Origin of the sequence: Undibacterium sp. KW1, assembly GCF_009937955.1 — a bacterium.
In the GTDB taxonomy this organism is placed as follows: Bacteria; Pseudomonadota; Gammaproteobacteria; order Burkholderiales; family Burkholderiaceae_D; genus Undibacterium.
This window is the reverse complement of the sequence record NZ_AP018439.1, coordinates 1,338,387-1,354,928: the sequence shown is the minus strand read 5'-3', so window position 1 is coordinate 1,354,928 and position 16,542 is coordinate 1,338,387. Positions and strand designations below refer to the sequence as shown.

Annotated in this window: 15 protein-coding genes and 1 pseudogene; 2 read left to right on the top strand and 14 right to left on the bottom strand. The window is 51.1% G+C overall.

Annotated elements, in window-relative coordinates:
• Nucleotide 1 precedes the first annotated feature (1 nt).
• The 4 genes from UNDKW_RS06050 to UNDKW_RS06035 form a co-directional block, all read right to left on the bottom strand.
• The gene (locus tag UNDKW_RS06050; protein WP_232063264.1) at nt 2–1,843 is read right to left on the bottom strand and encodes a sensor domain-containing diguanylate cyclase; all 1,842 of its coding nucleotides are present in this window, start codon (nt 1,841–1,843) and stop codon (nt 2–4) included.
• A 263-nt stretch (nt 1,844–2,106) separates the two neighbouring features.
• Nucleotides 2,107–3,108, bottom strand: coding sequence for a ParB/Srx family N-terminal domain-containing protein (locus tag UNDKW_RS06045; protein WP_162057971.1), 1,002 nt, complete (start codon nt 3,106–3,108; stop codon nt 2,107–2,109).
• 30 nt (nt 3,109–3,138) lie between these two features.
• On the bottom strand, nt 3,139–4,080 hold the full coding sequence (locus UNDKW_RS06040; protein ID WP_162057970.1) for a polysaccharide deacetylase family protein: 942 nt from the start codon (nt 4,078–4,080) through the stop codon (nt 3,139–3,141).
• Between the two features lie 275 nt (nt 4,081–4,355).
• Nucleotides 4,356–4,733 carry a hypothetical protein gene (locus UNDKW_RS06035; RefSeq protein WP_162057969.1) on the bottom strand — a complete coding sequence of 126 codons (378 nt, stop codon included), beginning with the start codon at nt 4,731–4,733 and terminating at the stop codon, nt 4,356–4,358.
• Between the two features lie 249 nt (nt 4,734–4,982).
• On the opposite strand from UNDKW_RS06035, the gene UNDKW_RS06030 reads away from it, so the two are divergent.
• Nucleotides 4,983–5,756, top strand: a complete 774-nt coding sequence (locus UNDKW_RS06030) for a VOC family protein (RefSeq protein ID WP_162057968.1) — start codon at nt 4,983–4,985, stop codon at nt 5,754–5,756.
• 60 nt (nt 5,757–5,816) lie between these two features.
• Here UNDKW_RS06030 and UNDKW_RS06025 read toward each other — a convergent pair whose 3' ends face one another.
• The 9 genes and pseudogenes from UNDKW_RS06025 to UNDKW_RS05985 form a co-directional block, all read right to left on the bottom strand.
• Complete coding sequence (locus UNDKW_RS06025) at nt 5,817–6,500, bottom strand: Asp/Glu/hydantoin racemase (protein ID WP_162057967.1); 684 nt, start codon at nt 6,498–6,500, stop codon at nt 5,817–5,819.
• Nucleotides 6,501–6,527: 27 nt separating this feature from the next.
• Nucleotides 6,528–7,007 carry an SRPBCC family protein gene (locus UNDKW_RS06020; protein WP_162057966.1) on the bottom strand — a complete coding sequence of 160 codons (480 nt, stop codon included), beginning with the start codon at nt 7,005–7,007 and terminating at the stop codon, nt 6,528–6,530.
• The gene (locus UNDKW_RS06015; protein WP_162057965.1) at nt 7,000–7,341 is read right to left on the bottom strand and encodes a helix-turn-helix transcriptional regulator; all 342 of its coding nucleotides are present in this window, start codon (nt 7,339–7,341) and stop codon (nt 7,000–7,002) included. The genes UNDKW_RS06020 and UNDKW_RS06015 overlap by 8 nt, the downstream gene beginning before the upstream one ends.
• A 56-nt stretch (nt 7,342–7,397) precedes the next feature.
• Nucleotides 7,398–8,087 (bottom strand): hypothetical protein, encoded by a 690-nt coding sequence (locus UNDKW_RS06010; RefSeq protein ID WP_162057964.1) that lies wholly within the window; start codon nt 8,085–8,087, stop codon nt 7,398–7,400.
• A gap of 224 nt (nt 8,088–8,311) precedes the next feature.
• Complete coding sequence (locus tag UNDKW_RS06005; RefSeq protein ID WP_162057963.1) at nt 8,312–8,746, bottom strand: hypothetical protein; 435 nt, start codon at nt 8,744–8,746, stop codon at nt 8,312–8,314.
• A 36-nt stretch (nt 8,747–8,782) separates the two neighbouring features.
• Nucleotides 8,783–10,177 carry a dicarboxylate/amino acid:cation symporter gene (locus UNDKW_RS06000; RefSeq protein ID WP_162057962.1) on the bottom strand — a complete coding sequence of 465 codons (1,395 nt, stop codon included), beginning with the start codon at nt 10,175–10,177 and terminating at the stop codon, nt 8,783–8,785.
• 176 nt (nt 10,178–10,353) lie between these two features.
• Nucleotides 10,354–11,556: an acyltransferase family protein gene (locus UNDKW_RS05995; RefSeq protein ID WP_162057961.1), complete on the bottom strand. Its 1,203-nt coding sequence runs from the start codon at nt 11,554–11,556 to the stop codon at nt 10,354–10,356.
• 48 nt (nt 11,557–11,604) lie between these two features.
• A pseudogene (locus UNDKW_RS31075) lies at nt 11,605–11,733 on the bottom strand (AraC family transcriptional regulator); the annotation flags it as partial.
• 21 nt (nt 11,734–11,754) lie between these two features.
• Nucleotides 11,755–12,456 (bottom strand): hypothetical protein, encoded by a 702-nt coding sequence (locus UNDKW_RS05985; RefSeq protein ID WP_162057960.1) that lies wholly within the window; start codon nt 12,454–12,456, stop codon nt 11,755–11,757.
• Nucleotides 12,457–12,529: 73 nt separating this feature from the next.
• Between UNDKW_RS05985 and UNDKW_RS05980 the strand changes: the two genes are divergently transcribed.
• A complete protein-coding gene (locus UNDKW_RS05980; RefSeq protein ID WP_162057049.1) occupies nt 12,530–13,345 on the top strand; it encodes a hypothetical protein in 816 nt (271 codons plus the stop codon).
• Here the strand turns inward: UNDKW_RS05980 and UNDKW_RS05975 are convergent.
• Complete coding sequence (locus tag UNDKW_RS05975; RefSeq protein ID WP_162057959.1) at nt 13,282–16,437, bottom strand: prolyl oligopeptidase family serine peptidase; 3,156 nt, start codon at nt 16,435–16,437, stop codon at nt 13,282–13,284. The two genes, UNDKW_RS05980 and UNDKW_RS05975, sit on opposite strands and share 64 nt — an antisense overlap.
• Between the last annotated feature and the right edge of the window lie 105 nt (nt 16,438–16,542).

Genomic DNA, 16,542 nt, shown 5'->3' with positions numbered 1-16,542 from the left:
TCTAGTCTGCCGCAACAATAATGCGGTTGCGGCCAGCTTCTTTGGCGCGGTACAAGGCCATGTCACTGGATGAGAGCGAGACATCGGCATCAATATCACTGGCCTGCATAAGCGCGATGCCTATACTGACCGTGACCGGAATAATATGGGTATGCGCATTGACCGGCGTATCCAGTAATTGTTTTTGCACACGCTCAGCAAAAATGGTGGCATCGGCAATGCTGGTGCCGGCCAGCACCACGGCAAATTCTTCGCCACCTACCCGGCCTGCATAATCGCTTTTGCGCAGTTCATCATGCAGGATATGGGCAAAATGCCTGAGCACCAGGTCGCCTATGGCATGCCCATAGGTATCATTGATGAGCTTGAAATTATCCAGGTCACACATCAATACCGCTGCCGCCTTGCTGGCACCACGCTGCATGCGCGCCAGCTCTTCTTCCATGCGCCCCATGAAGCTGCGGCGGTTAGGAATCTGCGTCAAAAAGTCGATGGTCGCCAGCTCCTGCAACTCTTGCTCTATGCGTTTATGTTCAGTGACATCGGTAATAAAACCATGCCACAGGGTAGCGCCATCCGGCAGGCGGCGTGGCCTTGCATCCATTTGACGCCAGCGTATGCCCTGTTGTGGCAGATTGACGCGGTATTCCAGATGCAGGTGTTCCAGCCGGCTGGCTGATTTCAGGACGGCATTGCGGTAGGCCGGAAAATCATCTGCATGAATACGCGCGTGCACCAGTTGTATGGCTTCTGGCATTTGTCCTGGGATTAATTCATAGATATCACGCACACCTTCGCTGAGATAGGTGAAGCGCTCTGCGCCGTCGCTATCCATGCGATATTGATAGGCCAGGCCAGGTACTTCATTGGTCAGGCAGGTCACCAGGTCAGCGCTCTCTTGCAGACGTTGTGACAAAATACGCATGGCCGTGATGTCTGTCGTGGTCCCTATCATGCGCAAAGGGCTGCCATCTTCTGCACGGCTGACTACCTTGCCACGGCTGGATATCCATTTATAACTGCCGTCCTTGCAACGCACCCTGTGCTCGACGGCATATTGCTCAGTGAGCCCCTCAAAATGCGCCTGTATGCTCGCCTGTACATAGGAACGGTCATCAGGATGCAAGCGCGCATAACTGTCTTCTATGCGCCCGGTGATTTCTGCATCGGCATAACCGAGTATGGCTTTCCAGCCTGGCGAATAATGTATTCGCCCACCAGGCACATCCCTGTCCCAGATGCCGGTGCCACTGCCCTCTATCGCCAGTGCCATACGCAGCATATTGGTCTGGCTTTGTTCAGCCAGCGATTGTGCCTGCAGGGCTTTTTGCTGCGTGTGCTTGCGTTGTATGAGATTGGCGATCAGGCTGGCAAGCTCTTGCAAGACTTGCTGATTGGGCTTTTCTTCAATTGCCCCATTCTTTGCAAAGAAATACAAGCTACCTGACTGCCTATGCTCTTCATTTGAAATAGGTATCTCAGCTAACAGCCAAAGGCCGTGGTCGTGCGCGAGCGCCTGTAATCGGCTTACATGCTTGCCATGTTCAGGAAATGCGCCTTGTGGATATGCATCTTCGACCACGGCATACATATTGCGCATGTCATCAAGGCAGGCAAGGGGCAAATTTGAAGCAAGCAGCAGATCAGTCTTAATATCGGCTTCAATACCACGCACCACGATAGCAGACAGCAAACCAGAATAATGGGCATCCAGGCTGCTGACTATGCGAAGCAAACTATCCGTCAGCTCAGTATTGCGCGCAATATCATTCATGCATAGACGATACAGGTCCAGCATGTGCTGACCGTCTTCATTGCTCTTGTGCAAATTATCCAGACTCATATTTATCCGGCATTCCTGATCAGAGTGTGCTTGCACGTATTCAGCATTCCACTATATCGGCATGACATATCGGAATAAACACAGGTCATTACAGGCAGAGACCGATAATACCCTATTTGATCATATACCAAAGAGAGGAGGCGTGATGGCGAGCAACAATTTTTAATACAAATATTGAATACAATGCGGTGTTTCGCTATTTAACTGAGATTTTGCTGAGATTAATGCAACAGTAAATTGCTTTACAGAATTGATGGGGTTCATCACAGGCCGCGTAAATAAATACAGTCAGCACCAGCTTTTTGGCGCATGAAGGTGGCAACCTCATCGTCCCATGTTTGCGGATTCAAAGTTGCCGAACTGCGGGTAATGAAGCGACGCATTGGTCTGCGATCAAACGCCTGTGCCAGCAATTGTTGCATGTCATTCAATACACTTGGATTGATATGCAAGCCTTGAGCAACTCGCTCACTAACCATATTTACTTGCTGCAATATGGCGTTCTCCCGCCTGGGATCACCTTGCACGGCGATTTCATAAAAAGAACTAAGCACCGCAAAAGTAGGCCGCACATCTTCCAGCAAGCTAGCTTGCAACCGGTCGTGCCCGTCCAATACCAGATAAGCATTTAGGCCGTGAATGTACCAGACGAGTATTGGTGGCAATTGTCCATTACGAACCAATTTTCGCCACCACTTGACGCGCCCACTATCCTTGTGTTGCGGGGCAAACAAATTCAACACCTGCCCGTTACCATTCAAGTTCCAATCCAGATAAACTGTAGGCGCATGCAACAACTGCATATCATCGCCATCGCGCTGCCAGCCGCGCAAGCGATAGCTACCACACCAATGTGGATGATAAATTTGGGTACCGTCACAATATTCCAGCGACCATAAACCGTTGGACATACAGCTAATATCAGCAGTACGCAGGACCCGAACAAAATATCTAAACCATAACTTCAATTGCTGATCAGGAGTAAATTCGTTGATACGCTGAACCTCAGTTGAGCTAATTGAAGGGAGCCAGTTTTGATGTTGCGGCAAATTGCGATAGATAGTGACGCCGTGATAACCATCAAGTATTTCTGCCCACAGAAGACTCAAATCTCCCGCATCCAAACGCATCCGTCTGTCGAATGCAGTACGCAAACGCAATGTCGGCCCAGGCGCATTACTGACCGATAGCAATAGCCCTTTCCACTGCCCATACTCCCTCTCATAGTCGCCGGTATCGTCTTGATAATGAATGTTGATCGCCATATTGCAATTCTCAATTACAGGAAAATCCGATTACAAACCCTGTCGCTTCAATTCCTCAATCTCAAAATCACCATCATCGACCAAACGCTCTCCGCCAGGAAACTTGCCCAAGCCCAGTATTCTGCCCATGGACAACAACAGGCTTTGTCCTGATGCCAAACGATCCGGTACCAGTTGATAGACTGGATCACTGAATGCCGCAGCCGGGGTCGTGAACTTCCAGCCCATATCCTTGAATTGGGCCAGCACATCATCAAGCCACAGGGCATTGATGAGGTTATGATGCATGAGCAAGACTTGCGGTATGTCGCGCCCCTGCAATTGCCACGACAGGGCGCGATAAGCTTCGGCGCGCTGGCGTATATGGGCCAGGTAAGCGCGCTTGATGACACTCACATCTGCCTGGGGATTTTTTCCCAGCACTTCTACCAATTTTTCATTCAGGCGCCAGTCGCTGGTATCCAGGCTGACATAGGCATTACGGTAGTTATGCTGCTTCAAAAAGCTGCGCATGCCATCGCGTTTTTCTGGTGTATTACCTTCGCGCAGATAAGTATAGCGATACCATTTCTGATAGCCGGGCAAGGTGCTGATGATGGCGTCGCAATCAAGGATTTCCTTTTGATATTGTGCAAGACTGACTTTGTCGCTATGCAGGTCAGGGTGACTCATGCTGTGGTTACCAACAGCATGCCCCGCATCGCCCCAGGCTTTGGCCAGCGCATAACCGGCAGGTTGAGTGGCTGCATAATTGGCAGTGACAAACAGGGCAGCAGTGACACCATGCCTGGACAGCGCCTTGAGCATGGCCAGATTGCGCTGCTCAGGGCTCAGCCTGGGCGTCTGTTCCAGATTGGGGCCATCGTCGATAGTGATAGCCACTGTTTGCGCACTTGCATCTGCTGCCAACGAAATACAGGCAATAAAAAATACCGAAGCGGTGGCGCTGCTTAAATAAGCGGAGAGTTTCAATTTGATTTCATTTTCCAGAATTTAATCTACGACATAATCAGCAGATTTTGTTGATACCTCAGCAGCGTCCACGAGCACGAACTGCTGACCATTCCATAGATAAGCTACGGCTTTCTCTCCAGCTGTTGCGGAGATTGCCAGCAAAGATTTCTTATTTCTGGCGGCATCATAAGTCCACTCAAATGCCCCGGCCACCAAAGTTTGTAGCAGCTTGTATTCGCCCTGAGCCAGGCCATATACCTGCAGCTCTTCATAGGCAGCGCCTTGTTGTAGTCTCAGGATGAAGACTGCTTTTCCTGCCAGAGTGAATTCGGTATGTAACTGCAGGCGGGGTTATAACTATCGGCAAACTGCTTTTGCGAAATGACCCTCCAGGCTTGCTTTTCTCTTTTCAGTATGCTGACAGTGCTTGAGATTTCCCCCTTGATCTTGTTGCCGGGCTGGCTTACCGCTTTGCCGGACCAGGCGATGATCTTCCATTCATCCTGCGTGCTGAGCATACTGTAATTCTCGAAGTCACCTACATTTTCCTTGCTCAATGCAGGGATTGCATCTTGCTGCGGGACCTGGTTGACTGCGGATTTTCCGGCAGGCTGACAGGCTGTCAAAGTCGTCAGGATGAGTAGTGAAAACAGCGATTTTTTTAGCGGCATGAATACAGAGAGGCTGAGGGATTTTCTTTTGATGCCAGTGCAAATTGCAGGTGCGCAACAAAACCATGTGCGATAGCATAACATTAAGTTTTGCCAAGCGCACAAGCTGCCTGCATCCACGCAAATTCTCATTCCATATTTGGAGCGGCAGCTTATAATTCCTGAGCTGCACTGTTATATTTTCACTCCTCTGGCAACTGACCTACCCCATCGTTTTCCAACCGACATAAAACTGAAGGAGATATCAGCATGAGTATCGTAAGCACACATGAACCTGGTGCCTTTTGCTGGGTAGAACTTGGCACTAGTGATCAAAAAGCTGCAAAGGCATTTTATGGCGACCTGTTTGGCTGGGGCCATCAGGACAATGAGATGGGACTGGGAAGCTATTACACGATTTTTCAGCTCAAGGGTCACGATGCCGCAGCAGCTTATACTCTGGACCCTGAACAGCAGGCTGGCATACCGCCGCACTGGACTATCTATGTATCGACAGCAGATGCAGAGGCCACGGCAAAGCGCAGCGCAGAATTGGGTGGTGAAGTCGTGGTCCCGGCATTTGATGTTTATGACCTGGGCCGCATGGCGGTATTAAAAGATCCTACCGGCGCCTTCCATAACGTCTGGCAACCGGGTAAAAATACGGGTGTAGGCATACATAATGAGCCTGGCGCTTTTTGCTGGGCACAGCTCAATACCAGTGACACGGCAAAAGCTGAAGCCTATTACAAAGCCTTGTTTGGCTGGGGTGCTAGCATAGGCAGTGATGACACCATGACTTATACAGAATGGCAGCAACATGGCACTGCCATAGGCGGCATGATGGTTTTGCCAGATGGTGTCATGGCACCATCACACTGGCGGGCCTATTTCAGCGTTGAAGACTGCGACGCTACAGCTGCAAAAGCACAGGCCCTGGGTGCGGCGACGTATGTGCCACCGAGTGATATTCCAAATACTGGTCGCTTTGCAGTTCTGGCTGATCCTCAGGGTGCCGTGTTTGCGATTTATGAAGAAAATTAGCAAGAAAATTTGCCAGAAATTAGCAGTCACAGTCCCTGGTTTGCATGTGTCAAGCGTGTATCAAGCATGTGTCAATGCACTGATGGCGCGTGCCACACCAAGCCGGGGACTGGACAACACCTCGACACCCAGATCACTTAACTCTTCTGCCGCTGCTGCCATTGATGCCTGTGCCAGTACCACGACATCAATGCCAGCAGTTGTATCCTGCAATGCCAGCCTGACTGCATCACTGATCGCTTGCAGATAAGCCTGTCTGTCGCCTTGCAGGAAATGCCCCCAGGCCTGCTCAGGCAAGAGAGTACTGATCTCTATCGTTTTACTTGCAGCCCTGGCCGACTCCATCAACAACTCTGTCGTTGGATCAAGCGTGCTTTCCAGCGCGGCGACCAGCAAAATGCGCGGCCCCAAAGCGACTGCGCGATCTGCCATGGCACGGTCTATCCTGGCCGTCCGCAAACCTGAACGCCCGTTCATGCGTTCGGCAATCCCGCCTATGCTGGAACAGGTGCATACCACCATGCCCACATAGTCAGTTGCACAATTTGTGGAAGCCACATGCATCGCTGCCTCCACTTTTTGAATGACGGCAGCATCTGTTGCACCAAACTGCTGCGCAGCGATGAGCAGGCTTTCATCAACATGGTGATGTACTTTAAGTCCCGGAGCCAGTTCCTGCATCAGGGCATCAAAGCCCGCGACATGTACCGGTGAAGTATGTAAAAAAACGAGCTGAGCCTGCATATGATCCTTAGCCTGGCACTTGCACTGTCAATTGAGTTTTTTCATATGGGCGACCAGTTGATCGAGGGCCGTGCCCCAGCCCTGATGGAATCCCATTTCCATATGTTTTTGCTTGTCTTCTGCGTTTTTATGCAGGACGACTGCTTTATACTGGGTTCCCGTTTCATGCGGCTCAAAAGTAATGATGGCAGTCATGAAGGAGTTGCCGGTAGGACGAAAACCTGACCCCAGTGCATCGGTGAACACCAGTTTCTTGCCGGGTATGACTTCGAGATAGCAACCGGCATTGTCGTGATCGACACCTTCAGGCGAACGCATGACCGTGCGGAAGATACCGCCAGCTTTCAGGTCTATCTCGCAATCCACGGTTTTCCACGGAGCAGGCGTGAACCATTCCAGCAAATGGGCGGGCGTAGTCCAGGCAGCCCACACCAAAGAAGGTGGGATATCGACTATACGCTCCAGCACCAGATCAAGTTTACCTTCTTCCGTCGTTGCATCAGACATTATGGTTCTCCTTTATCTTGTTTAAATAAGCATCCAGTTGGTTAAAGCGCTTCTCCCAATCGCTGCGCTGCGCAGCCAGCCATTGCTCTGCTTCTTTCAGGCCTGCTGGTGCCAGTTGGTATGTTCTTACTCTGCCATTTTTTTCAGACACTACCAGGCCAGAATGCTCAAGTACCCGCAGATGCTGGGTAAATGAAGGCAGAGCCATGTCGAATTCCAGCGCCAGCTCGCTGACTGCAGCCGGCCCCTGGCACAGGCGCGCCAGTACAGCACGCCGCGTTGTATCACCGAGGGCAGAAAACAGATGATCGAGTTGATTTTGCTGGTTTGACATGCGGATAATATAGCGCAAACCAATACTTAGGTAAACACCTTTATATTGAAATTTCGCTACTGTGCGATTTTTTCTTCTGGCCGCATGTTTCTGAGTTTTTGATCGAGGATCTCTTGCAGATATTGATAACGGGGTGACAGGTATAAATAAACTGGCTTGAAAAATAAATCTTGCAAGTAGTAGCTGTCTGCAGCAGCCTGGCTTCCTTCCAGCATTTTCAACGCCAGCGATTTGGTCATGATGCAGGCGTCCCCCAGTTTTCTTAACACCATGTAGGCGCAATCATGTTCTGAGCCTACTGGTATGAGATTATCCAGTTCTTTATGCGCTGCAATTGCCGCATTGCCGCGCACATAAAACACTTTGTGCCTCTTCAGGTCGGCCATGGATTTCACGACTATATTTTTGTCACGCGTCAGCAAACTGAAGCTCAGATAACCCAAAGCCGTAGGAACGCGGCTGGCTGTTGGCGCCAGATTCTGAAATTCTTCAAAGCGCGGCAACTCGCCTGCGGTTTCACTATCTTGCAGCATCTTAACCGCACGACCGGGTGGATATGCTGTCAGGCTACAACTCAGGCCGCTCTGCCTGCACAGTTTTTCCAATAAAATTTTGCTGTCTGCGAAGGCCTCACCAGCTTCACTAAGCGAAGAAGAAAAGCGTAATACCTCGCGTTGCACGAGTTGCTCATGGGCGTGGGCATACGCACAGGTACAGCAAAAAAAGATGAATAGAAATGCGCGCACGATGATGGACTTTCAAAGCTTGGCAGGCATTTCTTTTCCTTACATAGTGCTTATATAAAGACAGTGACCATGAATAATTGAGCCTTCCCGACTCCAGTATTTAACAATTTTCAGTGGCTTACAAGCGGGACTTGTCGCCATGTTGCAAGACTGGCTCAGAATGGTCATTTTCATATTGAAACTTATGGCTATGACATATCAAATCCATCATCTTCTGAAACAATTTAACAATCATAGCCATGCTCAATCAATATTGACTTGACGCCAAACACAGCCTCGAAAACGGCAGTCATCGCTTCCAGCCATGCCAGACCAGCTTCATTAAACGTAAATGACTCAAGCAACACCAGAGGTTTGTCCTGATCTGTGAGCACAGCCTCAAAAGAAATCCAGCCCGCCCCTTTGGCGCGCCGCAAAATATTGATCGTCAATTCAAGCAGCCGGGCGCGTTCAAAGACGATAACGCTGCCTGATGTGCTCAGGCCCATCGTTGCGCTATCTTTATCGTTCCAGGCCAGCAAATGGCAGGCCGGTGCACCCTGATAAAACTCCAGCAAGCTGACTGGCAGAACAGCCTTGACATCGTCCTGCACAAAAGCAGACGGGCCTAATTGCAAAGGCAAATCGGCCGCATCATCCAGGATGCTAATGCGCTTCATCGCGATAGACTCAACAGGCCGCCAGCGTTATCAGGCTTATGCTGCCTGACGCTCGACAAGCTCAGCTTCGAGCGCTTCTGCAGTACGCTCAGCATTATAGAGTTCCAGATTCAGCAAACCCAGGCGCTTGGCGACTATCGTCGGCACCAGCGCTTGCCCTGCGACATTGACCGCAGTACGCCCCATATCAATGATGGGTTCCACAGCCAGCAACAGGCCGACACCTTCCAATGGCAGGCCCACGGTAGATAAAGTCAGTGTCAGCATGACAGTGGCACCGGTTGTACCGGCAGTCGCGGTTGAGCCCAGTACAGAAACCAGGGCAATCAAGGCTAACTGCGTGACATCCAGATGCAGACCATAGAATTGCGCGATAAAGATAGCTGAGATCGCCGGATAAATCGAGGCACAGCCATCCATCTTGGTGGTTGCGCCCAATGGCACGGCAAAGGCTGCATACTCACGCGGGACACCGAGATAACGCTCGGTCACCCGCTCTGTCAGAGGCATGGTACCCATGGACGAGCGTGAGACAAATCCCAGTTGTACTGCAGGCCAGACGCCTGTGAAATACTGGCGCACGGACAAGCCATGCAGCTTGACCAGCAAGGGATACACCACGAACAAGACCAGCAGCAAACCCACATACACTGATGCACTGAAACTGGCGAGCGAGCCCAACGCATCCCAGCCATAACTGGCTACCGCATCACCCAGCAGGGCCAGCGTACCTATCGGTGCCAGGCGTATGATCCACCACAATATTTTTTGCACCACTGCACCGACTGCATCGGTAAAACGCAACAGCGGTTCGGCACGCTCACCGACCTTGAGTGCAGCGATGCCCACTGCAATCGAGATCACCAGCAATTGCAAGACATTAAAACCCAGCTGTGTGGAGGCAACAGCTTTCTCCCCCACCAGCTTGACTGAGCTGCTGGCTGTCATGCCCAAGATATTGCCCGGTAACAGTTGATTCAGAAAAGCCCACCAGGAACCTGTCCTGGACGGTGCACTGGCCTTGGCAGCATCGACTACCGCACCTGCACTGGGATTCGCCAGCAGGCCTATTGTGAGGCCTATGGCTACTGCGATAAAAGCAGTAATCGCAAACCAGATCAAAGTCTGTGTTGCCAGTTGCGCTGCGTTTTGCAAACGACGCAAATTGGCAATGCTGCTGACCACTGCCGTCAATATCAGCGGCGGGATCATGAGTTTCAAGAGGCCCACATAGGCATTACCAATTGCACCAAGCGCAACCTGCAGCCAGTTAGCCTCGCTACCCTGTGTGCCCATGTTACGTGCTATCAGCCCCACCACCACCCCGGCCAATAAACCTATGACTATCTGCGGTCCGAAAGACTTCCACCAGCGTGCGCCATGCCCGCTGGGCAATGCTGATACAGTCGCCTTGTTATTTGAAGTTTGCATATCCAAATTCCCTGTGCTTCTGACATGATGATTAATGCCTGCCATCATGCACCAAAGACTGTGCTATTTGCAAATACAGAAATTCATTCCGGCAATGAGCTAAGCGCATAAGGAGATATTTGCCCACGAATATGCCTACGAATATGCCTACGAATATGCCTACGACTTAGCAAAATTTAGCCAGAAACCCTTGGATTGACCGAGCCTGCATCAACGTTTTTTTTGCTCGCGCCCCCATTCAGGAAGCGCTCTATCAAGCCGCGGCGCACCAGCAGATGGTAGCTCAGCAGGCAAAACAGGCTGGTCAGCAGGATATTGCACATCATTCTTCCAATAGCGCCAAAAGGGCTGTGATATAGCAAGATGCCAAAGCCCATCGTCGCCAGCATGTGCACCAGATAAACCCAGTAAGAACTGTCTGCCAGATAAGACAGCAAACGGTTCTGAGTTGGCAGATAACGCAGAAACAAGCCTATCAGTGCAAAACTCCAGAGCCAGCTCACGCTATTGTATAAATACGCCATGACGGCCTGCATGCCTGGGTTGGCAGACTCTGTATTGCCACCACTTTTGACCAACGCCAGGAACACGACAAAGACTGGCAAGCCGGCGCAAAGATATGACCAGCACCTGCGCTCAAAACGGGGCAGCAAATCTGCCTGAAAACGATACAGGAAAATCCCGCAGCTAAAAAACATGCCGCTATGGATAAATTCTGCCGGGTGCGGCATGAAAGAACCCAGCGGCGTTACCATGCCATTGCGGTAGAAGCTCCCGGCAAACGCCAAAGGTAATGTCAGAAGAAATATACCCCACCAGTTATTGCATAGTATTTTCCATATATTGGCAAAACCATCTTGTAGCCCCAGTGGAACAAAGGCGGACCAACGCAGCAGCAGCGCATACACCAAACAATACAGGAACAGGTAATAGATGAACCACAGATGCAGCAGTGATACCCGCGGCCTGCCCGGTACTTTCGGAATCAACTCAAAATCGACACCCATAGTCCCAAAAGCATTCAGATGCGCATACACTGCCACCAGCAAACTCATGCAGATCAACAGCAAAGGCCAGAACACCATGAAAGGCCAAACCAGCTTGCGTACACGCTGACGCAGCATGGCTGCCATGCCACGCTTTGCCACCAACATGGCAACAAAAAATCCAGCCAGGATGAAAAACACAGGCATGCGAAAAGCATGGATGAAGACGATCAATAAGTCCGCCAGCAAACTGGTCTGGCTATCGCGCCAGGGCGTAGGTGATGGATTGATCATATAGTTCACCGATACATGCACGACGATGCCCAGCCACATCATAATGGCCCTGAGATTATCAAGGGAGTGCAAGCGCTGATCAGTATTAGCAGTAGTCATAGATACATGTTCAAGGTTAACGTGAAGCAGGTCTGGCTGGCGTATTGCTTATATACGGTAAATCCAGTCGCTTTCATTTTTTCTGGCATCGTTGAGCAATTGCTGTGGGCTGCGCCCTGATACTTCCTTGCAGTCGCGAATAAGGTGGGATTGGTCGGCATAACCCAGGGCATCTGCATGTTCCGCCCAGTTTGGAGTCTACCCCTGCGCCAGGTCGCTCAAGACCTGGGTGTGACTGCGCTTGGCGCGCCATAAACGCGACAAACCCAGCAAAGGCAGGCCAGCTTCCTTCCTGCCCCGTCTTTGCAACTGGCGCGCGCCTACGCCAAGCAGGCTGCAACTCAGGCGCAGACTCAGGTTCTGCCCCATCTTACGCAAACGTGACCAGGGGCTGAAAAGCAGGGAGCTGCTGTTTTGTGTAACATGGCTTTCAATCAGCGAGCGCCGCTCAGCATGTGTATCAGCCAGGGCAACGGCCTGCAGCAATGCCAGCCCTGACGGATTCAATACCTCCATCGCATCGACAAATCTGACCTGTACTGTCGTCAGGTCCGGCTCAAACAAGACATGAAAGGCATCCGAGTAAAACACCGCCATGAAACTATGTCGGTCACCGAGGTTCATGGACACCCCATACTGGCTCTGGCAACCAGCCACAAATATCTGCGGCAAGCGCTGCTCACGTTTGGTTTTTCCCTGTTGCAGCAGACTCACCTCACCTTCCAGCATCCAGCTGATGCAACAGAATGGCGTAGCAGGGTAACGATTCAGTTGATCCGGCCCATCCAGATGACAGCCACGGGTATCGCGCACGAGATACATCAACACATGCTCAGCCGCCTGGCCACTAGCTGGCCAGATTTGCGTTTGCGCTTTGGGGGTAATGTCAGTCCTGTGCATGTAGTGGATGCTACCTGCTTACATGGTGTATGTATTGGACGTTTACGACATTTTTGAAGTTTTATGAGGGCCAGTGTTTGATTTGTTTGGCCATTGTTGGCAATTTGCTCAGATCATCTGGATTACTGCCGAAGGGGTACTGTTGCTGTTGCTGTTGCTGTTGCTGTTGCTGTTGCTGTTGCTGTTGCTGTTGCTGTTGCTGTTGCTGTTGCTGTTGCCGTTGCTGTTGCTGTTGCCGTTGCCGTTGCTGTTGCTGTTGCCGTTGCTTTTGACTTTCCGCAGTTCCCATGTGTCGACGCCGTTTGTGCATTACAGAAAGTGGATTAAGAAGGACCGCTGTTTGAGGTGTAGCAGGGGTTTCGGACAGCATGCTGTCCGCCTGCGTAACGGCATGCGCTTGCAAGCGCATGTTCCTAAGGGCAAGGCCGAAGGCGAGTTTCGGGCCTTCCCATTTTTTGTACTGCACAAACGGGAACCCCTTCAGGGGGCGGCGACGCCTGGGTCGCCTTTCTTTGAATTCTTTCTTTGGCGACGCAAAGAAAGAATTTCGGCTGCCGGGCCGAGACCCGGCTTGTATCCACGAAGGGCAATCGCTTTAATAACGACTCAAGTGCACGACGAACGCCACTGGAGCGCCAGCCCGGTAGCCTCCAGCCTTCGCTGGAGCGACGATAATTTGAATACGGTTTATCGAATGGACACCATCCTCACCCTTACCTCTCCCGCTGCGGTGCTTGCAAATGGCTTGGAGATGAAGCTAAAACATTCCAGCACGGGCCAATCTGTCAACCAGCAAAGAGCCACGAATGGACTCTGCTGCCTTAATCAGCCTTCGCCCCCCACAGGCTTGAACTGCCCCATCACATCCCGCTTGCCCCGTTCCAGATAAGGCACAGGCTTGTCCATCCATTCAGGGCGCGGGCTGCCCAGCAGGTAATGATCAAAGAACTCAGCCATGTGCACCGTGAAATACTTTATGTTGTCACGTTCTTTGAGGCCGTGTTTTTCACCATTGAAATTGAACCAGTAAGCCTCTTTACCCAACTGGCGCAATGCAGTGAAGAATTCTATGGCCTGATACCACGGAACTGCATCATCATCATCGTTGTGGATGGTCAGGTAAGGCGTCTGCACTTTATCGACATAGAATATCGGTGAATTTTCTATGTACTCTGCGGTCTTGTTCCAGGGTGCACCACCAATACGGCTTTGCTGTTTTTCATACTGGAAGGCGCGACTCATGCCTGTGCCCCAGCGTATACCGCCGTAACCGCTGATCATGTTTGCCATGGATGCGCCAGCTTCGACAGCACGGAACATATTGGTTTGCGTGATCAGGTAATTGACCTGATATGCACCCCAGCTATGACCTTGTATACCTACGCGTTTGGGATCGACATAGCCTTGCGCCAGCACTTTTTGCACTGCCGGTACCACAGCGTTATAGGCGCTCTTGCCTGGGTGTCCGGTTTTATAGACGATGTCCGGGCGCAGCACGATGTAGCCATTACTCAGGTAGCGGGTGACATTGATGTTCTGGGCAGGGGCAGGTGCAACATAGCGATGCAGATTGTCTGACATGTTTTCATAGATGTAGACCATCATCGGATATTTTTTGGCCGGATCAAAATTCTCAGGCTTGGCCAGCAAGGCTTTGAGCTTCTTGCCGTCGAGGCTGGTGTATTCAATCATCTCTTGCTTGCCCCAGTTGAATTGGGCTTGCTGGGGATTGGCATTACTGATTTTTTGCGGATTTTGCAAAGCCAGGTTACTGCTCCACAAGTCCGGGAATTCTGTAAAGCTTTGCTGCGTGAACAAAACCGTATCGGCCTTCTTGGCCTTGATCAGGCCGGCAAACATTTTATCGCCATGTATGAGTTTTACCGGCTCGCCAGATTTTGGGTTCTGCTGGTAATAACCAGTGGAGCGATTGCCTTCATTGGTGGCTGCCAGCATCCATGAATCTGCTGGCAAAGCCTTGGATTCAGCGACAGGTGATGGTTCATCTGCAGGCGGCTTTTTCTCGGTATCGACGGGAACATAACGCAATTCCAGATTATACTTGCGGCCATAGCCGGCAGTCACATTGCGGCTCGCTTGTGTCTGTGGATTGACTTCCCAGAGATCGAACTGATCATACAAAACGACACTGGCATCATCTTCTGTCCAGCCCGCAAAACCATAGGCGTCCTTGACTTCTGGCGTATCGCGTTTGGTATCTTCAAAGCGTGCCTTGATTTTGCCTGTCAGGTTGATCTTGCTACCGTCAGCGGTTGACCAGCAATACCAGATACTGCTATTGGCATCAAAGGCCATGACGTATTTGCCACCTGGCGACAGGCTGGGCACATAGCGCAGTTTTTGCGCCAGCAAACGGGGCTGGCCAGTTTGTAAATCTACTGCGTAGGCATCGTGATACAGTGCATCCCAAGACTGCTGCATTTTGTATGGCACATCGCTGGCACCCATGGCAAAACGCGGGTTATCATTGATCAGCACATTTGGAATATTCTTGTTGGCAAGCTGGACAAAGCGTTGCTCAGCAATGTGGAAAACTGCTTTATAGCTGCGTTGTTTTTCTTTCTCTGCCTTGACCTTTTGCATGGATTGCAGTTCAGGGTCTTTCCAGTGCCAGAGATCAACCTTGAAAGGCTCCGGTGCATCCTTGGGATCAGCCTTGGCCAATTCTGCAGTGCCAAAGAACAGGCGCTGGCCATCCTTGCTAAAGCTCAGGCTACCATGCTCGCTGGGCAACCAGCCTGCTGGCATGCCAGCGGTGCTTGCCGTCACGACCGCTTTGGCTTCGCTATCACCTGCGCGCCAGTAATACAGGTTGAAAGCAGTAATTTCTTTTTCTGCCTTATCAGCTTTGTCGGCCTTATCAGACTTATCGCCCTTGTCAGCCTTCTCGGTGTCGGCATTTTTCTTGCCAGACTTTTCGGCTTCCGCATTTTTCTTTGCGAGATCATCGCGATTGCTGACGAAAGCCAGTTGACGGCCTGCCTCATCAAAATTCATGTGCTTGTAACTGCCTGCACCTGCCATGACGGTGCGTGGTGTCAGGTCTTGCGGGCTGATCAGGTAAACGCCTTCGCGCGCAGCGTCTTTATTTGTATCTTTTTGCGCGTCTTTTTGAGCGTCTTTCTGTGCATCTTTGGTGATGATATTGAAAGCCAGCAATTCCCCATTTTTTGCCCAGGTAAAATCAGCAACGTCCTTGAAGCTGGTGCGCTTGGCATTTGCCACATCGATCAATAAGAATTCTGTGCCTGTATCTTTTTTCTTTGCTGCGGCTGAGGCAGCAGCGGCTTGCTGATCTTCATCGTCCTTGGCAGCAGGCTCGGCGTCTTTCTTCGCCTCTTTCTTTGCTTCCTTGGGTGCATCGAACAAGACTGCCAGGAAATTGCCGCCTTCTTCTGGCCAGGCAAAACGCTTTACCCTGTCCAGGTTTTCAACTTTACCCGTCGCCAGATTCATGATGCCCAGGCCAGACTTGGGCAAGTCATCACCCTTCTTCTTTTCTTTCTTGGCCTTGTCCAGCTCTACCCTGGTTGGCGCAATCGCAAAAGCCAGGTAGCGGCCATCCGCACTGAAGGCTGGTGTCGTGCCGCGTGGTGCACGCCACTCGCGGCCATCTTTCAGATTCCTGACAACGACCTCGCCATCTGACTCTTGCCCTACCAAGGCATAAGCTGCCCAGTTGCCGTCGCGGCTCAGGACACTGCCCTGTATGCTGCGCCAGTTTGCATAGACATCATGGCTGATGACTTTTTTTCCACTCACCGGAATGACTGCGGCTGCTGCGCCATCTGCCAATACCGGGGCAGCATGGACCGCAGGAACATAGGCACCATAGGCCAGACATACCAGTAAGGCAGTAGCAGCCAGCTTACGCAGATGACGCTGTTTGTAGTGGCCGAAGGAAGAAACAGAAGAAACGGAAGACACAGAAGAAGAAGAGGAATAAGGCGTGCTAAACACTGGAATTACCTTTCTGAGAGACGAACTTTACATCACTACATTGTAATGTCAAACCAAATTAAATCGACAAAACAATTATGAATTATCGGTGTTGCGTTGCAGCAA